25 protein-coding genes are annotated in these 24,003 nt (G+C 33.1%); 19 read left to right on the forward strand and 6 right to left on the reverse strand.

Features of this window, described 5'->3' with window-relative positions; all coding sequences use genetic code 11:
* Window positions 1-179: 179 nt before the first annotated feature.
* Window positions 180-1,997, reverse strand: a complete 1,818-nt coding sequence (locus HM986_RS07425; RefSeq protein WP_179334462.1) for an endonuclease — start codon at window positions 1,995-1,997, stop codon at window positions 180-182.
* Window positions 1,998-2,024: 27 nt separating this feature from the next.
* Window positions 2,025-3,236 (reverse strand): RsmB/NOP family class I SAM-dependent RNA methyltransferase, encoded by a 1,212-nt coding sequence (locus HM986_RS07430; protein ID WP_179334463.1) that lies wholly within the window; start codon window positions 3,234-3,236, stop codon window positions 2,025-2,027.
* 190 nt (window positions 3,237-3,426) lie between these two features.
* Between HM986_RS07430 and HM986_RS07435 the strand changes: the two genes are divergently transcribed.
* From HM986_RS07435 to HM986_RS07530, 19 genes are all read left to right on the forward strand, one after another.
* Window positions 3,427-4,005, forward strand: a complete 579-nt coding sequence (locus HM986_RS07435; protein WP_179334464.1) for an RNA polymerase sigma factor — start codon at window positions 3,427-3,429, stop codon at window positions 4,003-4,005.
* A 39-nt stretch (window positions 4,006-4,044) separates the two neighbouring features.
* On the forward strand, window positions 4,045-4,359 hold the full coding sequence (locus HM986_RS07440) for a hypothetical protein (protein ID WP_179334465.1): 315 nt from the start codon (window positions 4,045-4,047) through the stop codon (window positions 4,357-4,359).
* A gap of 2 nt (window positions 4,360-4,361) precedes the next feature.
* On the forward strand, window positions 4,362-4,865 hold the full coding sequence (locus HM986_RS07445) for a hypothetical protein (RefSeq protein WP_179334466.1): 504 nt from the start codon (window positions 4,362-4,364) through the stop codon (window positions 4,863-4,865).
* Window positions 4,866-4,993: 128 nt separating this feature from the next.
* The gene (locus tag HM986_RS07450) at window positions 4,994-5,278 is read left to right on the forward strand and encodes an EF-hand domain-containing protein (protein WP_178983995.1); all 285 of its coding nucleotides are present in this window, start codon (window positions 4,994-4,996) and stop codon (window positions 5,276-5,278) included.
* A gap of 101 nt (window positions 5,279-5,379) precedes the next feature.
* Window positions 5,380-6,132: a hypothetical protein gene (locus tag HM986_RS07455; RefSeq protein ID WP_178983996.1), complete on the forward strand. Its 753-nt coding sequence runs from the start codon at window positions 5,380-5,382 to the stop codon at window positions 6,130-6,132.
* Between the two features lie 91 nt (window positions 6,133-6,223).
* The gene (locus tag HM986_RS07460) at window positions 6,224-7,222 is read left to right on the forward strand and encodes a YHYH protein (RefSeq protein ID WP_179334467.1); all 999 of its coding nucleotides are present in this window, start codon (window positions 6,224-6,226) and stop codon (window positions 7,220-7,222) included.
* A gap of 12 nt (window positions 7,223-7,234) precedes the next feature.
* On the forward strand, window positions 7,235-7,867 hold the full coding sequence (locus HM986_RS07465) for a hypothetical protein (protein WP_179334468.1): 633 nt from the start codon (window positions 7,235-7,237) through the stop codon (window positions 7,865-7,867).
* A 167-nt stretch (window positions 7,868-8,034) separates the two neighbouring features.
* Complete coding sequence (locus HM986_RS07470) at window positions 8,035-10,374, forward strand: CotH kinase family protein (protein ID WP_179334469.1); 2,340 nt, start codon at window positions 8,035-8,037, stop codon at window positions 10,372-10,374.
* A gap of 34 nt (window positions 10,375-10,408) precedes the next feature.
* The gene (locus tag HM986_RS07475; protein ID WP_179334470.1) at window positions 10,409-10,936 is read left to right on the forward strand and encodes an EF-hand domain-containing protein; all 528 of its coding nucleotides are present in this window, start codon (window positions 10,409-10,411) and stop codon (window positions 10,934-10,936) included.
* Between the two features lie 56 nt (window positions 10,937-10,992).
* Complete coding sequence (locus tag HM986_RS17740) at window positions 10,993-12,207, forward strand: YHYH protein (protein ID WP_246288476.1); 1,215 nt, start codon at window positions 10,993-10,995, stop codon at window positions 12,205-12,207.
* 64 nt (window positions 12,208-12,271) lie between these two features.
* Window positions 12,272-13,399, forward strand: a complete 1,128-nt coding sequence (locus HM986_RS07490) for a YHYH protein (RefSeq protein ID WP_179334471.1) — start codon at window positions 12,272-12,274, stop codon at window positions 13,397-13,399.
* 78 nt (window positions 13,400-13,477) lie between these two features.
* Window positions 13,478-14,227: a YHYH protein gene (locus HM986_RS07495; RefSeq protein WP_179334472.1), complete on the forward strand. Its 750-nt coding sequence runs from the start codon at window positions 13,478-13,480 to the stop codon at window positions 14,225-14,227.
* A 2-nt stretch (window positions 14,228-14,229) separates the two neighbouring features.
* A complete protein-coding gene (locus tag HM986_RS07500) occupies window positions 14,230-14,853 on the forward strand; it encodes a toxin-antitoxin system YwqK family antitoxin (RefSeq protein WP_179334473.1) in 624 nt (207 codons plus the stop codon).
* On the forward strand, window positions 14,828-15,523 hold the full coding sequence (locus HM986_RS07505; RefSeq protein WP_179334474.1) for an SCO family protein: 696 nt from the start codon (window positions 14,828-14,830) through the stop codon (window positions 15,521-15,523). The genes HM986_RS07500 and HM986_RS07505 overlap by 26 nt, the downstream gene beginning before the upstream one ends.
* Before the next feature lie 153 nt (window positions 15,524-15,676).
* Complete coding sequence (locus HM986_RS07510) at window positions 15,677-16,543, forward strand: YHYH protein (RefSeq protein ID WP_218841415.1); 867 nt, start codon at window positions 15,677-15,679, stop codon at window positions 16,541-16,543.
* Between the two features lie 69 nt (window positions 16,544-16,612).
* Window positions 16,613-17,113, forward strand: coding sequence for a toxin-antitoxin system YwqK family antitoxin (locus HM986_RS07515; protein ID WP_317167341.1), 501 nt, complete (start codon window positions 16,613-16,615; stop codon window positions 17,111-17,113).
* 9 nt (window positions 17,114-17,122) lie between these two features.
* Window positions 17,123-17,773 (forward strand): SCO family protein, encoded by a 651-nt coding sequence (locus tag HM986_RS07520; protein WP_179334475.1) that lies wholly within the window; start codon window positions 17,123-17,125, stop codon window positions 17,771-17,773.
* A gap of 76 nt (window positions 17,774-17,849) precedes the next feature.
* A complete protein-coding gene (locus HM986_RS07525; RefSeq protein WP_179334476.1) occupies window positions 17,850-19,145 on the forward strand; it encodes a sulfatase-like hydrolase/transferase in 1,296 nt (431 codons plus the stop codon).
* A gap of 77 nt (window positions 19,146-19,222) precedes the next feature.
* On the forward strand, window positions 19,223-20,266 hold the full coding sequence (locus tag HM986_RS07530) for a WD40/YVTN/BNR-like repeat-containing protein (protein ID WP_179334477.1): 1,044 nt from the start codon (window positions 19,223-19,225) through the stop codon (window positions 20,264-20,266).
* 43 nt (window positions 20,267-20,309) lie between these two features.
* On the opposite strand, the gene HM986_RS07535 is transcribed toward HM986_RS07530, so the two are convergent.
* The 4 genes from HM986_RS07535 to HM986_RS07550 all read right to left on the reverse strand — a co-directional run bounded on the left by HM986_RS07535 (window position 20,310) and on the right by HM986_RS07550 (window position 24,001).
* Window positions 20,310-20,756 carry a Spy/CpxP family protein refolding chaperone gene (locus HM986_RS07535; RefSeq protein ID WP_179334478.1) on the reverse strand — a complete coding sequence of 149 codons (447 nt, stop codon included), beginning with the start codon at window positions 20,754-20,756 and terminating at the stop codon, window positions 20,310-20,312.
* Window positions 20,749-21,252, reverse strand: a complete 504-nt coding sequence (locus tag HM986_RS07540; RefSeq protein WP_179334479.1) for a hypothetical protein — start codon at window positions 21,250-21,252, stop codon at window positions 20,749-20,751. The genes HM986_RS07535 and HM986_RS07540 overlap by 8 nt, the downstream gene beginning before the upstream one ends.
* 71 nt (window positions 21,253-21,323) lie before the next feature.
* Window positions 21,324-21,866, reverse strand: coding sequence for an RNA polymerase sigma factor (locus tag HM986_RS07545; protein WP_179334480.1), 543 nt, complete (start codon window positions 21,864-21,866; stop codon window positions 21,324-21,326).
* 305 nt (window positions 21,867-22,171) lie between these two features.
* The gene (locus HM986_RS07550; protein WP_179334481.1) at window positions 22,172-24,001 is read right to left on the reverse strand and encodes an ABC transporter ATP-binding protein; all 1,830 of its coding nucleotides are present in this window, start codon (window positions 23,999-24,001) and stop codon (window positions 22,172-22,174) included.
* Window positions 24,002-24,003 lie beyond the last annotated feature (2 nt).

Here is a 24,003-nt window from a genome sequence, read left to right on the forward strand (position 1 = left end):
AGATTTTTAGGTTTTGTCTGAAGCAAAGGTAAAGAAAAATAGAGATTAGTTTTTTTTAGCACCTTTTTAGAATGTATATCTTTTAAATGTTGGTGATGATGGTTTTAAATAAAAAAAGCAGTTACACTTTGACAATGCTTAGTGAATAACTGCTTTTATATGATTGAGAATATTTGAATTTATTGCTTCATAAGCTTTTTCGTTACTGTTGAATTACCTTGTGTAATTTTTATGATATAGATTCCTGTTTTTAAATTCTGAAGATTTAATTCCGTTGTTTTAGATGTGGCATGCTTTAAAACACGTTTTCCTAAAATATCAAAAATTTCTATGCTTGTGCTAACGTCAGACTTTAAATCTACAGTCAACATATTTTTAACAGGGTTTGGGTGCAGTTTTAAATTGTCTAAATTATAGTCTGCAACAGAAAGTAAACCACAAGACCAAGATAAATTATCGAACATTACTCTGTTTGATGTTGAACTATTATTGTTAATGACTAATGATGTTACAGGACTTACATTAACATTAATAGTGGTTGTTATTGGGTCATCGCCGTAAGGTATTGTTCCCACAATAGTTCCGTTTACAACCAAATCGAAAGTTCCAGAAGCCCCGCCAAAAGTTCTTTTTGTAGTTACTGTTAAATTTTCAATTGTGTCAAATATATCGCTAATATTTGTAGCTTCTAATTGGCCATCTCTAATAGTAATGGCTTTATTATCTAATGTTTGATCCGTTCTAGCATCAGTTGCCTTCCATGTAAGATTATTATCACCTGTCCAGGTAACTTCTGTATAAGAACCAGAAGCTGCACCTATGTTTTCAAACGTCTCAGTTGTACAGGTGAGATCTGTATCACCGTTATTTGTTGTGGTTTCACAAGATTCATTGCTGAAACCAGATTCATTTCCTGCAGCATCTTTTGCTACTACTGTAAAACAAAAGGGAAGGCCCGGTAATAAATTCAGTTTAGTAGCGGAGGTGTTGTTTGAACTAAAAGCAAAATTTCCATCCATGTAAATATCGTAAGCTGTCACTCCGATATTATCTGTCGAAGCTGCCCAACTTAAATCAATAGAATTATCAGTAGGATTAGAGGCAACTAAATTAATAGGGGTTGATGGAGCTTCAGTATCTGGAGAAGGGTTCCAAATCAAATTTGCATATTCTGGGTGATCTACAAACGGGTTTGCATTACCTTGAAAATTAAAAGCAGCATTATTTCTTTCGCGTTCTCTTTGATCTACTGGGTCTATATTATTGTGCCAATCCAACAAAACCTCAATGGCCCAAGGAAAAAAGACTTGGTTATTACTACCGTTGAACATGTTAAAACTTGTGTAACCGTCAATATTATCTTCGTAACGTGTTGCAAAATATAATAATGATCTCGCGATATCGCCTTTAAATTCATCAATAGGTTCGAAAACGATACCTGAGTAACCAGCCATTCCACTTGTTCCGCGTTTAGAACCGTTGTCGGATGTTAAATTAACAGATCCAACATTACCAAAAGGATAAGAGCCTCTGTAGTTGTTTACACGACAATCCGTTGGGATAACGTGGTGAATGTCACTTTGCATTGGGTAATTACTATTGAAAGAGGATTGTGGAATAATATGCTCCCTGTTATAACAATCTCCTTCTGAATTTTGATTACCACCTTCATCCACATTATGCGTAAAATTGTATGGGTCATCACCCGTTGGATTTTCAGAATAGAAATCTAAAACCGTTCCGTCATTTTCATAGTTTGTTCCACCAACAACATCCGTGTCAGAGTGTGTGTCTACATAGCCATTAGAGCCAGACACGCCAGAACCGTCATATAGTTGATCGTATGTTCTAGCGGTATGTCCATTAGAGGTAATACTTTTTAACTGTGTTTTCAATTCAAAACCAGATAAACCATTGGCACTATCGTAATAATTTGAAGGGATTTGGGCAAATCCAATACTTGATACAAATAAAAACAGAATGTAAATGTGTTTCATATATCGTATGGTAAATAAGTTGTTTTGTTATTTCTTTTCTAAAAGGGCCATATAAAAACCGTCAAAACCAGATTTATAGGCTAATATTTTCTTGTCCTTAACAAGTGTAAACTCTTTACCTGTTTCCGAATTCAAGAATTTTTCAACCTGCTTTTGGTTTTCAGAAGGCAAGACAGAGCAAGTCGCATAGACCATTTTTCCACCAGATTTCACCATTTTAGAATACTGTTCTAAAACCTCTTGCTGAGTTTTCTTGATATTCTCAATAAATTCAGGTTGTAATTTCCACTTGGCATCCGGATTTCGTCTTAAAACCCCGAGTCCAGAACAAGGTGCGTCAATTAATAATCGATCGGCTTTACCATGCAATTTTTTAATAGGCTTCGTAGAATCGATGACTTTCATTTCGATGTTATGAACACCATTTCGACGTGCTCTCACTTTTAGTTTTCTCAATTTACTTTCGTAAATATCCATAGCTATAAGCTGTCCTTTGTTTTCCATTAAAGATGCTAAGTGCAAGGTTTTACCACCAGCACCAGCACAAACATCCACAACCTTCATTCCTGGTTTAACATCTAAGTAGTCAGCAACTAATTGAGAAGAGGCGTCCTGTACTTCGAACCAACCATCTTTAAATGCTTGAGTTACAAAAACGTTAGCACGTTCTTTTAACTTTAAAGCAGAAGGATGATTTGGTAAAAATTCCGTCTCAATATCTTCAGACTGCAACTTTAGTTGTAAATCGGCTTTAGTTGTTTTAAGGGTGTTCACTCTAAGAATAACTTCCGCTTGTTCGTTTTGCATGGCTATTTCTTTAGACCATTCAGCTTCCCCTAATTCTTTTACACCTAATTCGTCAATCCAATCTGGAATCGATTCTTTATACTTTCTAATTTTAGACAATTCGTCAAAACGACCTTTAATTTTTCGAGATGGGGTGTCTGAAAAGTATTTCCAATCGGGTAGTTTTATACCTTTTAATGTTGCCCAAACAGCAAAAATTCTCCAAAGATTATCTCTGTCATATGGTGCTTTAACATCCGCAATTTCGGCGTAAAGTCTTTGGTAGCGTACGATACTATAAACAGTTTCGGCAACAAATCCTCTATCTCTGCTTCCCCAACGTTTATCGCGTTTTAGTAATTGTTGTATTACTTTATCAGCATATTCGCCCTCATTAAAGATAAGGTGTAATCCGTCAATAACTGCGAAGCATAAGTTTCTATGTAATCTCATAAATAAGTATTAGAATTTCAGAATGCAGTTTTAATATTTCTGCAAAAATGAACGTGCAAAGGTAAGAGAAAAGATTAAGAGTATAATATAATATTACAAAGTGTTAGCTTATAATAGTAAATAATTTCTACAAGTTTTTTTTTTAGTGACATCTAAACTAAATTAGCAGCTATATAATAGAATATACTTTTTGGAAGAAACTGAATTTATACAAGAACTAAAATTGAAAAGCACTAAAGCTTACAGTCAGCTTTTAGATGATTTTCAGCAAAAAGTGTTTAGCACTTGTATTTCTTTTGTGCCTAACAAAGAAGATGCTGAAGATATAGCCCAAGATGTATTTATAGAAGTTTTTAATTCGATTAATAAGTTTAAAGGTGATTCTAAATTATCGACATGGATTTACAGAATTACCACCAATAAATGTTTAGAGTTTATAAGAAAGAAGAATACTAAAAAGCGCTTTGCTTTTTTACAGTCTATAACCGGAAATGCCATTCCGATGGATAAAACCAATTATTTTACAGAAATGAATCATCCGGGAATTTTATTAGAAAATAAGGAACTTAATGCCACCTTATTTAAAGCTATTAACAGTTTGCCTGAGAGTCAGTCTGTTGTGTTTACGCTACATAAAATAGATGGTAAAAGTTACCAAGAAGTAGCTGAGATTACAAAACGTAGTTTGTCTTCAATAGAGTCTATTATGTTTAGAGCTAAAAAGAATTTGAAAAATCTTTTAGAGAATTATTATAAAAATGAACATTAACGCAAGTTTTTTTAAACTTATGCATCTAAAGATATAATTATGAAAACTAATGTTGAAATGAATAAAAAAGTAAAAGACACCTTCGATGCTATTGAGTCTATCCAAGAGGTTAAAGTGTCTCCTTTTTTGAAGGAAAATGTTATGCATCAAATACGTCATGCATCAGAGGACATCCAAGATGCTACTAGGACATGGTTTACACCTAAATTACAATTGGCAACTTTGGTATGTGTTGTGGTTTTAAATATTGTAGCATTTAATAATTTAAAAGACACAACTTACGAAGAGGGCTTAAGTGATTTTGCCGAGTCTTATGGTTTATCTACGAGTACAGAATCTACTTTATTAAAATAATTATGAAAAAAAATACAATATTATACGTTTTACTTGTTTTTTTAATCGTGGTTAATGGATTCTTCCTGTATAATTACATGGGTTTAAGTGCTAAGGATAGGCCTAAACAACAGCATGGTGATAAGGATTTTATCGTAAAAGAACTTAACTTTAATGCAGCACAATTAAAGGAATTTAATCAGAAAAGTAAAGGACATCATCAAACTATGATTAAATTATCAGATGAAGTAAAAGAATTAAAAGATTATCTTTTTAGTACGTTATCTGATGATACTGTCAGTACAAGAACAATAGACTCCATTACGTCTTTAGTTTGCGAAAAAGAAACAGCGAAGGAAAAGGAAATGTTTTATCATTTTAAGATGATTCAAGATATCTCTAATGAGAAGCAAAAGAAGAAATTTAAAAATATATTATTTGATGCTTTGCGACAAGGAGATAATGCTAATAGACCACCTCCGCCTAATATGGAAGAGGGTCATAGACCACCTCCGAGACAAAACTAATACTAGTAAAATGATATAAAGACCTTCAACTAAAATGAAGGTTTTTTTTGTGTTTTATTTAACAAAGACCATCACAAGTTTAATAGTAAAAGCACATCTAAACTTATATAACATTAAAAATTTAAAAGATGAAAAATCACACATTAAAAACAGTAGTCCTAGTTGCAATAGTTTCATTATTTATGGTGAACCATTCTTATGGGCAAGACAAACAAGACAGAAAAGGACCACCAACGTATGCTAAACTTTTAGAGGAGATGGATGCCAACGATGATGGAAAACTTGCAAAAGATGAAGTAAAAGGACCTTTGAAAGATAGTTTTTCAGAAATAGACACGGATGAAGATGGTTTTATAAGTGAGGAAGAATTTAAAAATGCTCCAAAGCCAGAGCGTAAAAAGAGAGATAATTAAAGTTGAATTGATTGGTTGATTTTTTAAAGGCTTCGTGAGAAATTACGAAGTCTTTTTATAAATAAAAAAGCGATGTACATGTATAATTAGCAGTAGGAATTATGAGACTATTTAGAAAAATCAGAAGAAAATTATTGATATCAGGCAAAATTCGAAACTACGTAATTTACGCATTAGGCGAAATTCTATTAATTGTTATCGGTGTTTTAATAGCATGGAAAATTAATGATTTAAATGAATTAAGAAAAAATAGAATCGTAGAATTAAAAATATATCAGTCACTTAATGAGGAGTTAAATTCAAACCTAGTGCTTCTGGATGCTTCCATTGTAAGTTATACTGAAAACACTAAAATTATAGAAAACACAATTGATATTATAATGGACGAGCTCCCTTCAACATTAACAGAAAAGGAAAAAAGAAGTGTCGTTTATGTTAATTATAAACCTACAAAATTGCATTATGGAGCTATAAACTCTGTGAATACGACAAACAAATTTGAGTTTATAGAAAGTGATATGCTAAAAGATTTAATAGCTGCTTATCCGAATGAATTAGACAGTTTTGAAAGCCAAGAAACTAAAATTGAAAATATTATAGTTAATCGATTGCAACCAGCTATAGAGAAATATGTGTCTTTAATTGACATGCTTACGAAACGTGAATTTAAAATTAATTGTCTCGATTCATTTTCAACGGAATCAAATTACACACAACTGCTTAAAAGTAGAGAATATCAGAATAGTTTAGTCGATAGGTTATTACAAACTGAAATTCAATTAACCAACGCTATAAGCTTAAGGGATAAAACACAAACCATAGCTTATCAACTCAGTAAGGAGTTAGAAAACTAAATAATAAATGTGATATTTTTAGTTGGAGCGCAAGTTTTTTAAAACTGTGGCATCTAAAATAATAGAGTTTAACTAAAACATGTAAATAATTATGAGAACGAATCAATTTTTAATAAAGTCAATTTCAATTTTTAGCTTTGTTTTATTAGTATTTACATCATGTAGTTCTGATGATAGTACAGATAGTTCAGACGATGGAGGTGATGATGAAGTTTTAGTGACCAATGTAGATGCATCCTTTTTTACAACTAGTGATGGATCGGTTACTATTACAACTGTACCTTGTACTTTATCTGATGGTACATCTACAGACTGCTACCAAATTGTAACAAGTAGCATACCAACAGACCATACGCTAGGGCCTTGGTGTCCAGATAATATTTCTGATGATGCTTCTGCTGGTGGTATATGGTTAGAAGATGGTTTAGTCTACGATGTCGATGGCGCTTTTGTAGAAAATCTTGCCACGTTTTATAACGATGATAATTGGTTAATGTACGATGGCAATGGAGACATTTATATTACAGAAACAGAGGATGATTGTATTAACGCAGCAAACCCTAATGTTAGCGAAGCCTACGAGAATTTTTGTGTAGAATGTCTGCCATCTTACATCACCGATTTAACGCAAACTTGGCTGATACCAATTTCGCCAGTACTTCAAAATACAGGCGTGTTTTTTGCAACAGGACCAGGTGGACCAGCAAATACAGCACCTTCAACACGAGGTATCGCCTTAAATGGTATTGAGTTTTCAGCACCAGCACCTGTGGATAATATTCTTGGGGCTTATACTTTGGCACCTTTTGATGATGCAGGCGGACATATTAATGTTAATCAAGGCTACCATTACCACGCTGCAACAGGTTTTAGTACTAAAATAGAGCAAACCGATGGACATGCGTCATTAATTGGTTATGCTTTAGATGGTCATGGGATTTATGAATTAGAAGATAGTGAAGGTAATTCACCAACTGACCTAGATACCTATCGTGGTCATACAGATGATACACGTGGTTATCATTACCACGTAGATGCGGCAGGAAACAACAATTTTATAAATGGTCTGAAAGGAGCATACGCGATTTAAAACAGGTATCTTATGAAAAGAATCTTGTCATTTTGTGTTTTAGGATTGCTATTTTTTTCACAATCGGTAAAAGCGCATCAGCCAGAAATTTCTACCACTATGCTAGTAGAAAATAGTAACAATATATGGGTACTTCAGATTAGTGCGTCGTTAACGGCCTTTCAACAGGAAATTAAATTGCATTATGCCGAGACACCTTACAGTTCGCCAGAGGAATTTCGTGAGATGGTAATTGCCCATGTTAAGACTAATTTAGACATAGAATTTAACGGAAATCATGAAGTTACCTTAAGTCAAGGTTTGGTTAAATTAGGTCATGAGACTAAAGTCATATTTCAACTTGAAGGTGTACCGAAAGAAATTTCTTCTGTTGTAGTTGAAAATAAAACCTTTCAAGATATTTATAATAATAAAAGTGCAGTCGTGATTTTGAAAGAAGGCTATGATAAAGATAATTTTGTATTAACCAAAGACAATAACCATATTCTGAAACTTGAATCAACAGGACATAAATTTATTCGCGTTGAAGAAAAAACACTGAGTTCATCATCCTTAAATGTGATTTTAATTTTATTTGTGATTTGTGCTTTAGGTCTTTTGGTTCATAGTATCGGCATAAGAAAAAAGTTGAAAAAGAATTATTAATAAAACATACTAAAAATAATATTTGTTTAAATTGTTTGATTGGAAAAGGCTTTGTGAGAAATCACGAAGTTTTTTTTTTTTTTTTGAAAATTTTAAAATTGAGCACAAGTTTTAACCACTTATAGCATCTAAAGTTTTATACAAGAAATAATTTCAATATAAATACGATGAAAAAAACAATTACTCAATTTATTATTTTGTTGATATCTATCAATGTCTTTTCACAAGAATTGTACGACATTAATACGATACAAACTATAGAAATTGAATTTGCTGAAAGCAATTGGGATGCGTTGTTAGATGCTGAAAAAGCCGGTGACAATGAGTATACAGAAGCGACATCTGTTACTATTAATGGTACGGTTTTTAACCAAGTAGGTGTTAAGTATAAGGGCAATAGTTCTTATAGTGCTAACCAGACAAAAAATCCATTTCATATCGAATTAGATACCTATGTAGATCAAGATTATCAAGGGTATACAGATATTAAATTAGCTAATGTTTTTGCAGATCCTTCATTCGTAAGAGAGACCGTAGCTTATAATATTGTCAACCAATATATGGATGCACCTCAGGCCAATTATGCAAATGTCTATGTCAATGGCACTTTAATCGGTTTGTATACCAATACGGAATCTGTTTCTAAGAAATTTGTAAACAAGCATTTTAATTCTAACGATAATGCGTTCTTTAGTTGTAGTCCACCAGATGGAGCCGGTCCAGAAACAATCACACTCCCTAATTTAGAATATTTGGGAACCAGTTACACAAGCTACGATGATGCTTATGAAATTAAATCTGATGATGAAGACGATGCGTCCGTAGCACTTCCACATTGGGATGATTTGATAGAATTAACCAATGTTTTGAATAATGATATTACGAATATTGAAACTGTTTTAGACGTTGATATGGCGATATGGATGTTGGCCTTCGATAATGTAATGGTAAACCTAGATAGTTATATAGGTCAATTTAAACAAAATTATTATTTATATAAAGACAATAATGGCCAGTTTAAACCTGTAGTTTGGGATTTAAATATGTCTTTCGGTACGTTTGCTATGACAGGTGAGACTAGTACTAGTGGTCCAGGAGGTCCGGGTGGTCCAGGAGGACCAGGTGGCTCAAGTGGAACTTTGAATTCAACTACTGAAAAAGCAGAGTTGGATTATTTGCTTCATGATACAGATACTGATTTTCCGTTGATATCTAAATTATTAGCAATACCTAAATACAAAAGAATGTATTTAGCACATTTTAAAACTATTTTGACCGAAAACATCAGTAACTCAAATTACTTAACATTAGCTAATGATTACCAAGCTATAATTTCAGAAGCTGTTACTGCAGACCTAAATAAATTTTACACAAATACACAATTCTCAGGTAATATAAATACGGATTATAATATCGGTGGAAATACGGCATGTGGATTAACCAATTTAATGATCGCAAGAAGTTCATATCTACTAAGTCAGTCAGATTTTACAACGGCACAGCCTACTATAAGTAATGTTGAATCTTCGGAATCGACACCATTAATTGGAGATACGGTTTCAATCACTGCAGAGGTAACAGATACAGATAATGTGTATTTAGGTTATAGAACAGATCTAACGGAACCTTTTACAAAAATAGAAATGTTTGATGATGGTACTCATAATGATGGTGCTGCAGGTGATAATGTTTATGGCATTGATGTCACTATAGATACGGCTAATCTTCAATATTATATTTATGCAGAAAATTCAAATATTGGTGCGTTTTCACCAGCTAGAGCTGAGTATGAATTTTATAGTATTGAAGCAACCTACACCACTATCGCAGTTGGAGATTTAGTTATCAATGAAATTATGGCATCCAATGAAACTACAGTTGTAGATCAAGATGGAGACTATGATGATTGGTTAGAGCTATACAATAATAGCTCAGAGACATTAAGTTTAGATAATTTATATTTATCTGATGATCAAGATGATTTATTAGTGTGGGCTTTTCCTTCAGGATTAACAATAGAACCAGATAGTTATTTAATCGTTTGGTGCGATAAAGATGATGATCAAGAAGGTTTACATGCAGATATAAAATTTTCTTCAGATGGTGAAAGTGCCATTTTATCTTATGCAGACGGAACTGTAATTGAAAATATAACGTTTGGCGCCCAAACAGATGATATGGGTTATGCGAGAAATCCTAACGGTACAGGTGATTTTGTTATCCAAGAACCAACGTTTAATGCCAATAATGAAACACTGTCTGTTGACGAGGTGCTTTTTAAAAATGCGCTTAAAGTTTATCCTAATCCAACGTCGAATTATCTTACTATTGAAAATTCAAATTATAATATTCAAACTGTTGAGATTTATAATCTACAAGGACAACAATTATTTACTAATAAGTTTTCAAACGAAGCTGCTATAACTATTGATTTTTCACCTTTTTCAAAAGGATTGTATATCGTTGTTGTTAATACATCAGCAGTATTAAAAATTTCAAAAAATTAACGAATAAAGAGGCATAATATTAAAAAGAAATAAAATGAATTATAAAAAAATTAAAATAGCCATCACAGTTTTTTCAATGCTAGTATGTATTCCAATGTTTGCACAAGGACCTCCTGGAGGAGGAGGCGGAAGACGAGGAGGAAGTGGAGCACCCAAAGGCGGAAAACCAGATGCCTCAGAAATATTGAAAGTGTTAGATGCTAACAATGATGATCTTATAGATAAAGATGAAGCTTCAAAAGCTGAAAGAGGAAAGATTTCTCAAGATTTTGATACAATAGATAGTAACGAGGATGGATTTATAGATTTAGAAGAATTGGAATCGTTTTTAGATAGTTCAAAGCCTAAAAAAGTCTCTGCAGAGAAGCTTTTAAAAGAAGTAGATCAAGATGAAGACGGATTGTTAAATGAATTAGAAGTGGCAGCAAAAGATAAACGTGATTTAATGGAGCATTTTTCTGTGATAGATGTTAATGCGGATAGTCAATTAGATTTAGAAGAACTCAAGGCTTTTTATTCTAAAGATGAGGATAAAAAGAAAACTAGGAAAAAGAAGGATTAGACCATACCATGCTTTTTTTTCACTAAATTATAGTTTAATTCAAAAATCAACTTCAAATGAATTATATAAAAGTTTTAAGATTTTCTCAATTATGTATAATTACACTTTTATTAGTGTGTTGTAAACCAGGTACAAAATCTGCCGATGAAAATGTTTCAAACCAACCTCAAGGTCAAGAACAAGAACAAGGTCCAAGTGTAGAAAGTTTAATAAACGAAATGGATACCAATAAAGATGGAAAACTATCAAAATCTGAAGTTCAAGGACCTCTATCAAATGATTTTTCTAAAATTGATGTCAATGAAGACGGTTTCCTCTCTAAAGAAGAATTAGATAATGCACCAAGACCACAAAGAAGAGAGCCAAGAGGCAATAATACAAGTAACACTAGTGTTCAAAAAGATTTCGAAGTCACTATAAATGTAGATCCTTCATTATTTATAAAGGAAAGTTTATTAAAAGAAATTTCCAAAGAAGAACGCACGTTAGCAAACGGAACTAAAGCTCTTTGTTACGTAATTACAACAGCTTCTCAACCACAAGAGCACAAAATGGGGCCTTGGTGCCCAACACATATTAATGATGGTAAAGATAAAGGCGGAATTTGGTTTAAAGACGATAAAGTATATGATGTAGATGGTCATTTTATAGCTAATCTAAAAGCGTTTTATTCAGATGAGGAATGGGCTTTATTTAGAGAAGATGGTTCAGTTAAAGTGACAACAACTCAAGAGGAATGTGAAGCTGCTGCAAGACCAGATGTTGACGAGAAATACAACAACTATTGCGTAGAGTGTCTGCCAAGTTATTATAAAGAAAAAGTCTCAACTTATATTATTCCTGTTAAACCTATGTATTTAGAGAGTTCAAATACATTAGGAAGAAACGGAATTGGTGTTGCATTTAACGGTGTTAATTTTGAAGCACCTGCACCAACACATGCTATTCTTGCAGCTCATACTTTGGCACCTCTAGATGATGCTGGTGGTCATGTTAATCCTCATCAAGGTTACCATTATCATGCCGTTACAGGTAATACAAAAGAGGTCAAACAAAAAGATGTTCATGCACCAATGATTGGTTATGCTATGGATGGTTTTGGTATTTATGGACATAAAGACAACAGCGGAAAAGAGTATAGTGATCTAGATGATTGTGGAGGACATTATGACGATGTTAGAGGATATCATTACCACGCAGGAGATGCTGGTAGCAATCAAGTTTTAGGTTGTTTGCATGGAGTTAGTGGCTCACTCACAGTTAAAGGATAATAAGAAATGTAACGCAAGTTTTAAATCTAATTGGCATCTAAATACACGATTCAAAAATTTATAAATGAAAAATATATTTAAATTCACAGGTATTCTTGCCTTATGTGTAGTGTTCGGTTGCCAAAGCAAAAAAAACAATACAGAACACAGTCACAATGGAGGCGAAGCGCATTCACATACTACAGAAAGTATAGTTGAGAGCAATAATTATTTTGGAGCGTACAATTTAGAAAATAAGGAGTACGGTACTATAACTAAAATGACACTTACAAAAGACGAGCGCATTATGGTTACTAACGCATTACCAAATCATAAAACAGGAGAATTTCCAAACCCAGGAAATCCAAATACAATTTCTGCTCAGAATAATACTTACAGTTTTCCTTTAAACCCAAAATATACAGGAAAAGCAACTTGGGCAAGAGAGCCAGGTGTCGCTTTAAATGGTATAAAATTTGAACCAGGAACAGCAGAAGTTGTGGTTTGTGATACAGGCGAAAATTATCGTGTAGAAGCACTTCAAGATGCCATAGATTTAGGCTTAGATTTTAATCATGCACATGTGCAACCAACAGGAGCGTATCATTATCATGGCGCACCAACGTCTGTAATTGAAGATTTTGTTGCAGGCGAAGATTTAGTACATGTTGGTTTTGCGCACGATGGCTTTCCTATGTATTATTCTAAATCAGGGAAATTCAAACCAAGTTATAAGGCTATAGATGGTAATAGAGAAGGTGAAGATTGCACCTATGAAAATCCGCATCAATCTATCGATATTTCTGTCGGAGGTCATCATGATGGAACATTTACTTCTGATTATGAATATATAGCAGGTTTAGGAGACTTAGATGAATGCAACGGTATCACAATTGATGGAGATTATATGTATTTAGTCACAGCCGAGTTTCCATACATCAGTAGATGTTTAATGGGAGACTATGAAGAAGCGAGACCACAAGGCGGAGGACAAAGACCAGGGGGAGGACAAGGTCAACAATCAAATGCTTCTGATTTAATTCAAAAGATGGATGCTAATAAAGATGGTAAACTATCTAAAGACGAAGTAAAAGGGCCTTTGGTTGATGCGTTTTCTGAAGTCGATTCTAATGCAGATGGTTACCTTACAGAAGAAGAATTAAAAAAAGAAAGTCGAGGTAAAAAGCAAGGTTCTCAAAGGGATAGAAAATAATTCTAAAATAGTGCGCAAGTTTTTGCTGACAATCGCATCTAAAAACTAAACGATTGCAAACACTAATAAAATTTAATTATGAAAAAGGTATTTAAATTATCAACTTTGATCTTGCTTCTCTTTACTATAGGGGTAGCTTGCTCAGCAGACGACGATTCAACAGTAACAGATGATGGTGATGATAGTGTGGTCGCAGAACTTCATGCAGCTTTTGCAGCATTCAACACGGATGCTACAACTATTTATGTCGATGGATCTAATATTATAATTGAAACAACCGGTTTGCCAGATCATGAAACAGTATATTGGGGAGTTGGGAATGAGCTTTATCGAGACGAACCCGATGTAGCTTTAACACCAAGCATTATGTCTAGTAACAATAATGCTGTTACAATTACAGTCGATGCGACGCCAGATTTAACAGGAAGTACTGTCTCAACACAATTAAATACTATTGGGATAGCTGTGAGTGGAGCTTCCATATTTAATGATCAAGAAGGTGCAGGGGATTTAGATCAAGCAGCTGCTAGTTTAGATTGGACAGGAGCACACATAGGACCAGGAGTATACCACTACCATTTAGAGCCAAAAGCATTTTCAGATGATGACGATAATTTAGTGGGCATTTTATTAGACGGAGTATTTCTTTATGGGAGACAATGTAGTTCAACAGGAACGTATCCAACAGATTTAGATGCTTCTGGCGGACATACATCAACAACACAATATACAGATGGAGAAGAGGAATATCATTATCATATTATTAATGAAGTGTATTCTACTACAGGATCATATTTAGCATTTGCAGGACCTTACCAAGGCTATTAATTATGAAGTCATTTACTGTTATCCTATTTACTACTATATGCTGTTTCTGTTGTCAGGACGCTTCGAAGAATAATACTTCGGATGATTTTATTAAAGTCCATGTAGAAAATGTAATTACGATTAAAAATAAAGAAGTTTTAAAATCCGACTTAAGCCTGAATCAACTCGAAGGTACGTGGTATTATCATAATGAACCTTATAATGGCTATTCCGTAAAATTTCACGGTAACGATTCATTACAAGAAAAATTAGGATTTCATAATGGTAAGAGACAGGGAGTAGCTAAAACATGGTCCGAAAATGGAGTTTTGCGTATTGAGGCTTATTATAATCAAAATAGATTAACCGGAGTTTATAAAAGCTTCTGGGAAAATGGTAATGTTGCGTTGCAAGTCAATTATGTAAATGGTAAAAAGCAAGGTGAAGAAGGGCAATGGTATTCTAATGGTGAACGCTCTAAGTTACTTTGGTTAAATGACGGTCTAGAACAAGGCATTCAAAAAGCTTGGCTGCCTAATGGTAAATTATATGTGAATTACGAAGCTAAAAATGGACGTGTTTTTGGGATGAAGCGAGCGACAACTTGTTATAAATTAGAAAATGAAAAAGTTATTAGAACAAAGTAAAATTTTATGGATTGTCATTGTGCTAACTAATCTTTCTTTTAGCTGTAAAGAACAAATTAAAAATGAAGATTTGGAAGTAGCGGAAATAAGTAGAGTAGAGTATTTACCCTATTACGATGAAGCATCGTTTACGCCTAATTGGATGACACCAGGAACAGAAGAAGAACGTCAATTTCATAAGATTCAAGAATTTAAGTTATGGAATCAATTAGGAGATGTCGTAACCCCGAACACTTTTGATGATAAGATTTATATCACAGATTTCTTTTTTGCGAGCTGTCCAGGGATTTGTCCACAAATGACAGGAAATATGTTTAAGCTTCAGGAAGAATTTAAAGATGATGATGAGATCTTATTTCTTTCTCATACGGTCACACCATCACAAGATTCAGTTCCGGTATTAAAAAACTATGCTGAAAAATATGGAGTAATTGCTAATAAATGGCATTTAGTGACCGGAGACAAGCAAGAGATTTACAACTTAGGTCGCGAGCAATATTTTGTAGAAAATGATTTAGGTGAACCCAAGAGTATCGAAGATTTTTTACATACAGAGAATTTTTTGCTCATAGATAAAAACAAACATATAAGAGGTATCTATAACGGATTAAATAGAGCATCAATGCAGCAATTAATAATAGATATTAAAGCTTTAAAAGAAGAAGGCTAGAGTGATGACCTAGTTTTTATTTGATTGATTGATTATGGTTACTGAAAAACTTTGCAGTTAAATCGCAAAGCTTTTCTTTTTTGATCTCAATTAAACGATTTAATTATTTATCAGTCTTATCACAACATTAACAGCTAATCAGATAGAAAAAATATGAAAATAAACAACCCACTTGTAGCAGTTTTAGCGATTTTAATTATGTTTTCTTGTTCCAATAATGATGAAACGCCTTGTGTGGAATCAATGTGGTATCAAGATTTAGATAGCGATGGTTTAGGAAATCCAGATGTGAGCCAAGAAGGTTGCGAGCAGCCAGAAGGTTATGTAGCGGATAACTCAGACACCAATGATAATCCTAATGCCGCAAATTATGATATTTCATCCCTATTAACCTTATTTGATGGCACAGGTTTATCGTACGCTGTTAATGAAGATTCCGTAACTTTTACAACTCAAGATTTACCGAATCATACGAGTTCATATTGGCCGACTAATAATGCATTATATGAAGTATACAATGGAAGTAATTCCAATTATAACCAAAACCCAAATGAAATAGCAACTCAAAATATTACATTCACAATAACATTAAATCCAGCAGAAGCTGTAAATCATCAGGCAACACCTCTTGGGCCTATAGGGATTTCGAGGAACGGAGTGGTGTTCTTTAATCAATACGCAGGGCCAGATCAGCCATTAACTAATGAGATTGATTCTTTCGATCAGTGGTTAGGACACCCAACAGGGCAAGACATGTATCACTACCATATAGAACCTACGTATTTAACGCAGCAGTTTGGCGATAGTGCCTTTTTAGGATTACTCGCGGATGGTTTTCCTGTTTACGGACCAATTGAAAATGGTGTAACTATTTCATCATCAGATTTAGATGTTTATCATGGTCACTTAACAGTTACAGCAGATTTTCCTGATGGAATTTACCACTATCATATAACAGCTGATGATCCATACCTTAATGGAAATGGGTTTTATGGAACACCAGGAAATATCACCAACTAATTGAAAAATTTCGGCTTACATTATCTGTTTTTTATCTGTTTAATTTGGTCTTGTCAGCAATCAAATAGAGTGTTAGTTATACCCGATACAGAGGAGAACTTAGATTTAGTAAATGGTGTTTTAATGCATGGAAACATTCCTTTTACAGGGCTTTTAGAATCGTATTATAACTCGGGGAAAATAAAATCTCGAACAAATTATAGTACAGGTAGAAAAGAAGGTTTAGAAAAAAAATGGTATCAAAATGATTCTGTTTTTTCTGAACGTTTTTATAATAAAGGTATAAAAATTGGTGTCCACAAAGCATGGTGGCATAACGGAAATCCAAAATTTATATATCATTTTAATTCTAAAGGTGAATACCACGGTAATATACAAGAATGGTACGAAACGGGGTCTATACTAAAGGATTTTAACTACGTTAATCGAAACGAAGTAGGGAGCCAAAAAGTATGGTATGAAACCGGAAAGATAAAAGCAAACTACGAAGTTATTAATGGGGAACGCTTTGGATTAATCGGATTAAAAAAATGCTATCAAGTCCCCGTAGGTAGTGAAGAGGTTAACTAAGAGATGAAGATGAAATCAATTTTTATAATAGGAATATTTGCAATTTGTTTTGCTTGTAACCAAAAGAAAAGCAGTGAATCTAAAATTGAAGACATTCAAGTTTCTGCAACAAATTTACCTTATTTTGAGTCTCCAGATTTTACCCCAAAATGGGAAAAGGTAAAGCACAAAATCCCTGACTTTTCATTTATAAACCAAAATGGGATTAACATAACTAATGCCACTTATAAAGGGAAAATATATATTGCTGATTTCTTTTTTACAACCTGCCCTGGTATTTGTCCGAAATTGACAAAAAACATGAATATACTGCAAGAGCTATATAAAGAAAACGATGATATTTTATTGTTGTCTCATTCTGTAATGCCATGGGTTGATTCTGTTGATAAATTAGAAACCTATGCCTTAAATAATAATGTAGATTCTAAAAAATGGAATTTAGTAACAGGAGATAAAGATCAGTTATATGCCATAGCTAGAAATGGCTATTTTGCTGATGAGGATTTTAAGAAAACACTAGACGAAAGTGAATTTATTCATACAGAAAATTTTATTTTAGTAGACAAAGAAGGTTATATAAGAGGAGTCTACAACGGCACTATAGAATTAGACCTTCAGCGCTTAATACGTCACATTAAGCTATTGGAAAAAGAAGTTTAGGTCGGTTTAAAGACTGTGTTTTTATAAGTCAGAAATTCTATATAAGTTTAAAAAGTTATAATCAGAAACAGACACCATGATTTTTAAGAAGATTAGATATCTATTCATTATTATACTAGCCATATCCTGTAGAAATGATGACACAGCCGGTTTACAAAACGATGACGATAATGTTTCTCCATCAGCGCCAAATATTTTATTAATTATCGCTGATGATATGGGTTTGGATGCTACGCCAAATTATAACATCGGAAGTGTAAAACCCAATATGCCCGTCCTTCAAGATTTAATGTCTAAGGGAGTCACTTTCAATAATGTTTGGGCTAATCCAGTGTGCAGTCCAACAAGGGCAAGTATATTAACAGGCAAATATGGAACTAATAATGGAGTCACTCGTGTTGGACTTCAGCTCAATAATTCAACGCATATTTTACAAAATGATATGCCTAATTATGCAACTGCTTTAATAGGGAAATGGCATTTATCTAATGATATTAATCAGCCCATAGCTATGGGAATTGATTATTTCGCAGGTATTTTGTCTGGAGGTGTTCAAGATTATGAAAGTTGGGTATTAGTAGAAAATGGTAATTCTACAACTAGCACAGAATATATCACTACTAAACTTACCGATTTAGCCATTACTTGGGTAGAAGAGCAGAACGAACCTTGGTTTTTATGGATGGCTTACAATGCTCCACATACACCTTTTCATCTGCCGCCAACTAATTTGCATAGTCAAGGTAATTTACCAACAAACCAAGCTAGTATTAACGCGAACCGCTTACCATATTATTTAGCTGCTATTGAAGCAATGGATACCGAAATGGGTAGATTGCTACAATCGATGCCTTCCGAAGAACGTGATAATACCATAATAATTTTTATTGGAGATAACGGTTCCCCAAGTCAGGTAGCACAAGGTTATGGACAAGGAAAAGCTAAAGGAGCTATTTACGACGGAGGAATTAATGTGCCAATGGTCATATCAGGGAAAGATGTTTCTCGACTTAATTCTATAGATACTACTTTAATTAATGCAACTGATTTGTACGATACCATTATTGCTTTGTCAGGAAATTCTACAACTCAAAACAATAATAGCGAAAGTTTTAAAGATGTACTTTCTAACAGTATAACAGGGAACAGAAACTATTTGTTTTCAGAAATCAGTTATGGCGATGGCACCTCGGATTATGCAATAAGATCATTATCACATAAATATATTAGGTTTAAAGATAATACGGAAGCCTTTTTTAACTTATCTAACGATCCCTTCGAAGATACCAATTTATTAGATCAGGCTTTGGATGGTTCAAATATGGAACTATATAATACTTTGAAAACCGAGATGGATACTATTGTAGATTAAGAGTTTTATAATTTATAATCTGAAAGGCTTTGCGGTTATATCGCAAAGCTTTTCTATTTTTAGGGAAAATTAAAATTATGCGATGTTTACTTGCTTGCTTTTTATTAATAGGATTTGTCTCTTGCAAATCAGAGGGACCAGTAAAACCTAGAAGTTTTTCGAAAGTTAAAATTGAAACATTGCTTCAAGATTCATCATTGGATGTAAGAGCCATAGAAATAAATGAAGGTAGAGTCGTAGTAGCTACTTCTAAAGGTGCTATTTATCAAAATGTCGGTTTCGGTTCGGAATTTGATTTTGGAAGATATTGGGAAATAACCGAAGATTCGTTAATGGATAACAATTTTAGGGCATTGGCTTTTCAAGGAGATTATACTTATACTTTATCTATAGGAAATCCAGCAAAGTTATTCAAAGGAGGTGCTTTGACATATTTTGAAACCCATCCAAAAGCATTTTACGATTCTATGGACTTTTGGAATGACAGTGAAGGGATTGCTATTGGAGATCCGACGGATGACTGCATGAGTATTATTATTACTAGAGATGGAGGTGAAACTTGGAAAAAAATATTATGCGATGATTTACCAAAAACTAAAGATGGAGAAGCTGCATTCGCTGCGAGTGATACTAATATTTCTATAATTGGTGATCATACTTGGGTCGCAACCGGCGGCAAGGCGAGTAGAATCCTATATTCAGCAGACAAAGGAACGACATGGGAAGTTTACGAGACACCAATAATACAAGGTAAAGTAACTACAGGTATTTATTCTATAGACTTCTATAATGAGAAAAATGGATTTGCTATTGGAGGTGATTACACCAAACCTAACGATACTATAAACAATAAAATAAGAACTATTGATGGTGGAAAAACTTGGCAAGTTGTAGCTAATGGAAAAGGACCTGGTTACAGGAGCTGCGTGCAGTACATTCCAAATTCTGAAGGTAAAGAATTAGTTGCTATCGGTTTTAAAGGTATTGACTATAGCAATGATGCTGGTGATTCATGGAGACATTTAAGCAATGAAGGCTTTTATTCTATACGATTTTTAAATGATTCTGTAGCTTACGCTGCAGGTAAGGGTAGAGTTAGTAAATTAACTTTTAGAGAATAAAAAAAGGAAGCCCTAGAGCTTCCTTTTTTATTTAGGGTATACACTATTGTTTAGAGTGCCGTTTTTTATATTCTTCAAACATTTTTTGCCTAAAAGATCGTTCTGCTTGATACAATTTAATTATTTTTTTTGCCGGGAGAATTTCTAATAACTCATTAAGCATTTTAGAATGTAATTCTACTTTCTGTTTCTCAGTCTTTTCCATGGCTAACAATAGTGATTTTGCTTCTGTTTCAGAAAGCTCTTCTGGCTTTTTGTCTTTTCTTCTGTTAGTAGAACTTTCTCTTAATTTGTTTTCAGCGTCTTCATTGGCATTATAAATAGGCCAAAACTTCTGTGCTTCAGATTCAGTTAAATCTAATTGCTCTGTGATGTGTGCAATTTTTAAAGCTTTAATTTTTTCTCTATCAAATTTTTGTGCAAATATGCTAGTAGAAATAAACAAAGCAAGAATGAGTGTGTGTATTATTTTCATAATCGTTTTATTCAAAAATTAGGTCTTCAGTCTCCACGTTTTCAAAGTAGTGATCGAGTTCTTCATCTGAAATATTTATATCTATAAAATCGGTTACTGAAATATCATCAGATTTAAACAATGAGGCATAATCCTCATTGGTGTAATCTTCTTGGTACAAGTAACTTTCAAGGATTTCGGTTTCTAAATTATCAATTGTAATGTTGTCGTTATTGAATACTAAACTAAATAAGAGTACAATACTTGCTGCAATACCAGCAAAATAGTAAAATGTATTTTTTTGTTTTAGGCTGATAACTCGTTTTTCTGATTTAGGTTGAAGTTTTTCTATGATTGTCTCTTCAACAACATCAAAATAATTTTCAGGAATGATAAAACCTGAAGCTTCTGAAGTCTTCATGGCTTTTTTTTCATCCAAGCGTTCAAAAAAATCAGTTTCAAACGACTCAAAATAATTTTTGGGTGTTTTAAAACCAGAAGATTTAACCGTATGTAAATTATTATTTTTCATGTTCGTTTTTCGGAATTTCCGAAATGATTTAACTGTTTTCTATTACTAAGACTTCAAATTATTAAAATGGTTTAATCTGAAGTTAAAAAGGCTTCAATTTTTTTTGCTGCAATATGATACGACGCTTTTAAAGCTCCTTCACTTGTATCTAAAATATCGGCCATGTCTTTATATTTTAAATCATCAAAATAGCGCATATTAAATACTAATCGCTGTTTCTCTGGTAATGTAGCTATGGCTTTCTGTAATTTTAATTGGATATCATTTCCTTCAAAATACACATCGGCTTGTAAATTATTGATAGCTCTGGTTTGATGTTCTTCGTTACTAATCTGTAAACGTTTGGCATTTTTATTTATTAATGTAATCGATTCGTTAGTAGCAATGCGATACAGCCATGAAAACAATTTACTTTCCCCTTTAAAATTATCGATGCTACGATAGACCTTTATAAATGTATTCTGCAAAGCGTCATCAGCGTCATTATGGTTGATTACAATTTTACGAATATGCCAATACAATCGTTCCTTATAGAGCTGTAATAACTCTCTATAGGCTGCTTCTTTTGTTAAAGGGTTTTTTAAACGGGTTATAAATTCCGATTCGTTAATCAATTGATTTCATTTGGTATTAAGACCTCTTAAATTACTAAAAGTTTAATTGATTTTTTCTGTTAAATTTATTGTTTTTAGTTTTTGTTGATAATCAGAGTTTTAAAATCATTTTTTTCGACAAAATACTGAAATAAACGATAAAATACAGTTTTTTCTTGTTTGCTATTTTAATTTGGTATATGTTTGTTTCAACTTAACCTATTATGGTTTATCAGTTCCCCAAATCTGATAACAAAAAAGAAAAGGATGTATAATATATACATCCTTTTTTTTATTCTCTATTGTCGCTTAGCGCAACTGGTTATTTAAGAATCGAAACTTTGCATTTCCACTAATTTTTTATAAACTCCATTTTTAGCAATCAATTCTGCATGAGTGCCTTGTTCTGCAATTTCTCCTTTTTGCATTACGACAATAAGGTCTGCATTTTGAATGGTAGAAAGTCTATGTGCAATGACAATCGAAGTTCTGTTTTTCATCATGTTTTCTAAGGCATCTTGCACTAATTTTTCACTTTCAGTATCTAAAGCTGAGGTGGCTTCATCTAGAATCATTATCGGTGAATTCTTAAGAACAGCTCTGGCAATGTTGATACGTTGTTTTTGTCCACCAGAAATTTTTCCACCAGAATCTCCAATGTTAGTGTTAATACCTTGAGGTAAATCTTTAACAAATTCCCAAGCATTAGCAATTTTTAAGGCTTCGATAATTTCATCATCATTAGCGTCTTCTTTTCCGACTCTTAGATTATTTGCTACAGTATCATTAAATAATATAGAGTCTTGGTTCACTAAGCCTAAGAAACCTCTCAAACATTTTTTAGAAAGATCCTTAATATTTACACCATCAATTAAAATGTTGCCTTCATTTACATCGTAAAATCGAGTGACGAGATTAGCGATAGTACTTTTACCACTTCCAGATTGTCCAACAAGTGCTATGGATTTTCCTTTAGGGATTGCTAAACTGAAGTTCTTTAAAACATAGTGATCTTCGTATTTAAAGGAAATATTTTCAAGTGTAATTTCCGTTTCAAAATTTTGCTTTTCTATCGGATTTTCAATTTCTCTTATGTCATTCTCTGTTTCTAAAAACTCTAGAATTCTATTGGCAGCACCATCACCACGTTTTACGCTATAACTTGCTTTAGCTATTGCTTTAGCAGGCGTAAGAATGTTATATGCTAATGTTATATAGCCAACAAAGAAACTGGCATCCATTGTTTTATCTACAAAGACGAGGTAACCACCATAAACGAGTAACACACCAATAACAATAATACCTAATAATTCACTTAGAGGAGATGCTAAATTTTGTCGGTTTAATAGTTTGTTAGAATACTTATAATATCTAGCATTACTGTCTTCAAATTTACCAGCAAACATTTTTTCTACGTTAAAGGCTTTGATAATTCTCAAACCTCCCATAGTTTCTTCTAAAACAGATAAAAAGATGCCTTGCTCTTTTTGAACTTTTAACGATCCTTTCTTTAACGATTTACCGATTTTAGAGATTATAAAACCTGATATAGGAATAAATACGAGAACAAATAAGGTCAGCTTAGGACTAAGAACCAGCATGGTAATTAATGAAAACAATATAGTAAGCGGCTCTCTTACAATCATTTCTAAGATGGATAGAAATGAGTTTCTTACCTCATTAACATCTGCACTTACTCTAGAGATGGTATCACCTTTTGACTTTTCAGAATAAAAAGCCAATGGTAGTGTTACAATCTTATCGTATAACTTATTTCTGATATCTTTTAATACTCCATTTCTTAAAAACGTAATGAAATACATGGCGAGATAATTTGAAATGTTTTTAAGTAAAAACATACTTATTATAACACCTACCATCATCATTAACACTTTAAAGTCACCATACTTTTCTATGCTATCAACCATAAAGAAATTAAGGTAATCTTCACCGTAATTCTGGAGTTTTAACCAACCTTGCCATGTAGGCTTAATAGCTACTTCACGTTGATCACTAAAAATAACTTTTAATACTGGAATTAAAGCAACAAAAGAAAGCGTGCTAAAAAGGGCATATAAAATATTGAAGAAAATGTTTAAATACGCATACTTCTTGTAAGGTAGTGCAAAAGGTATGAGTTTCTTTATATAATTCATCT

This window comes from Winogradskyella costae, from assembly GCF_013403865.1.
Lineage (GTDB): Bacteria > Bacteroidota > Bacteroidia > Flavobacteriales > Flavobacteriaceae > Winogradskyella > Winogradskyella costae.

Excerpts from the sequence above, each read along its gene's own strand:
- HM986_RS07425 (WP_179334462.1), bottom strand. The coding sequence starts at position 1,997 with ATGAAACACATTTACATTCTGTTTTTATTTGTATCAAGTATTGGATTT.
- HM986_RS07430 (WP_179334463.1), bottom strand. The coding sequence starts at position 3,236 with ATGAGATTACATAGAAACTTATGCTTCGCAGTTATTGACGGATTACAC.
- HM986_RS07440 (WP_179334465.1), top strand. The coding sequence starts at position 4,045 with ATGAAAACTAATGTTGAAATGAATAAAAAAGTAAAAGACACCTTCGAT.
- HM986_RS07445 (WP_179334466.1), top strand. The coding sequence starts at position 4,362 with ATGAAAAAAAATACAATATTATACGTTTTACTTGTTTTTTTAATCGTG.
- HM986_RS07450 (WP_178983995.1), top strand. The coding sequence starts at position 4,994 with ATGAAAAATCACACATTAAAAACAGTAGTCCTAGTTGCAATAGTTTCA.
- HM986_RS07455 (WP_178983996.1), top strand. The coding sequence starts at position 5,380 with ATGAGACTATTTAGAAAAATCAGAAGAAAATTATTGATATCAGGCAAA.
- HM986_RS07460 (WP_179334467.1), top strand. The coding sequence starts at position 6,224 with ATGAGAACGAATCAATTTTTAATAAAGTCAATTTCAATTTTTAGCTTT.
- HM986_RS07465 (WP_179334468.1), top strand. The coding sequence starts at position 7,235 with ATGAAAAGAATCTTGTCATTTTGTGTTTTAGGATTGCTATTTTTTTCA.
- HM986_RS07470 (WP_179334469.1), top strand. The coding sequence starts at position 8,035 with ATGAAAAAAACAATTACTCAATTTATTATTTTGTTGATATCTATCAAT.
- HM986_RS07475 (WP_179334470.1), top strand. The coding sequence starts at position 10,409 with ATGAATTATAAAAAAATTAAAATAGCCATCACAGTTTTTTCAATGCTA.
- HM986_RS17740 (WP_246288476.1), top strand. The coding sequence starts at position 10,993 with ATGAATTATATAAAAGTTTTAAGATTTTCTCAATTATGTATAATTACA.
- HM986_RS07490 (WP_179334471.1), top strand. The coding sequence starts at position 12,272 with ATGAAAAATATATTTAAATTCACAGGTATTCTTGCCTTATGTGTAGTG.
- HM986_RS07495 (WP_179334472.1), top strand. The coding sequence starts at position 13,478 with ATGAAAAAGGTATTTAAATTATCAACTTTGATCTTGCTTCTCTTTACT.
- HM986_RS07500 (WP_179334473.1), top strand. The coding sequence starts at position 14,230 with ATGAAGTCATTTACTGTTATCCTATTTACTACTATATGCTGTTTCTGT.
- HM986_RS07505 (WP_179334474.1), top strand. The coding sequence starts at position 14,828 with ATGAAAAAGTTATTAGAACAAAGTAAAATTTTATGGATTGTCATTGTG.
- HM986_RS07510 (WP_218841415.1), top strand. The coding sequence starts at position 15,677 with ATGAAAATAAACAACCCACTTGTAGCAGTTTTAGCGATTTTAATTATG.
- HM986_RS07520 (WP_179334475.1), top strand. The coding sequence starts at position 17,123 with ATGAAATCAATTTTTATAATAGGAATATTTGCAATTTGTTTTGCTTGT.
- HM986_RS07525 (WP_179334476.1), top strand. The coding sequence starts at position 17,850 with ATGATTTTTAAGAAGATTAGATATCTATTCATTATTATACTAGCCATA.
- HM986_RS07530 (WP_179334477.1), top strand. The coding sequence starts at position 19,223 with ATGCGATGTTTACTTGCTTGCTTTTTATTAATAGGATTTGTCTCTTGC.
- HM986_RS07540 (WP_179334479.1), bottom strand. The coding sequence starts at position 21,252 with ATGAAAAATAATAATTTACATACGGTTAAATCTTCTGGTTTTAAAACA.
- HM986_RS07550 (WP_179334481.1), bottom strand. The coding sequence starts at position 24,001 with ATGAATTATATAAAGAAACTCATACCTTTTGCACTACCTTACAAGAAG.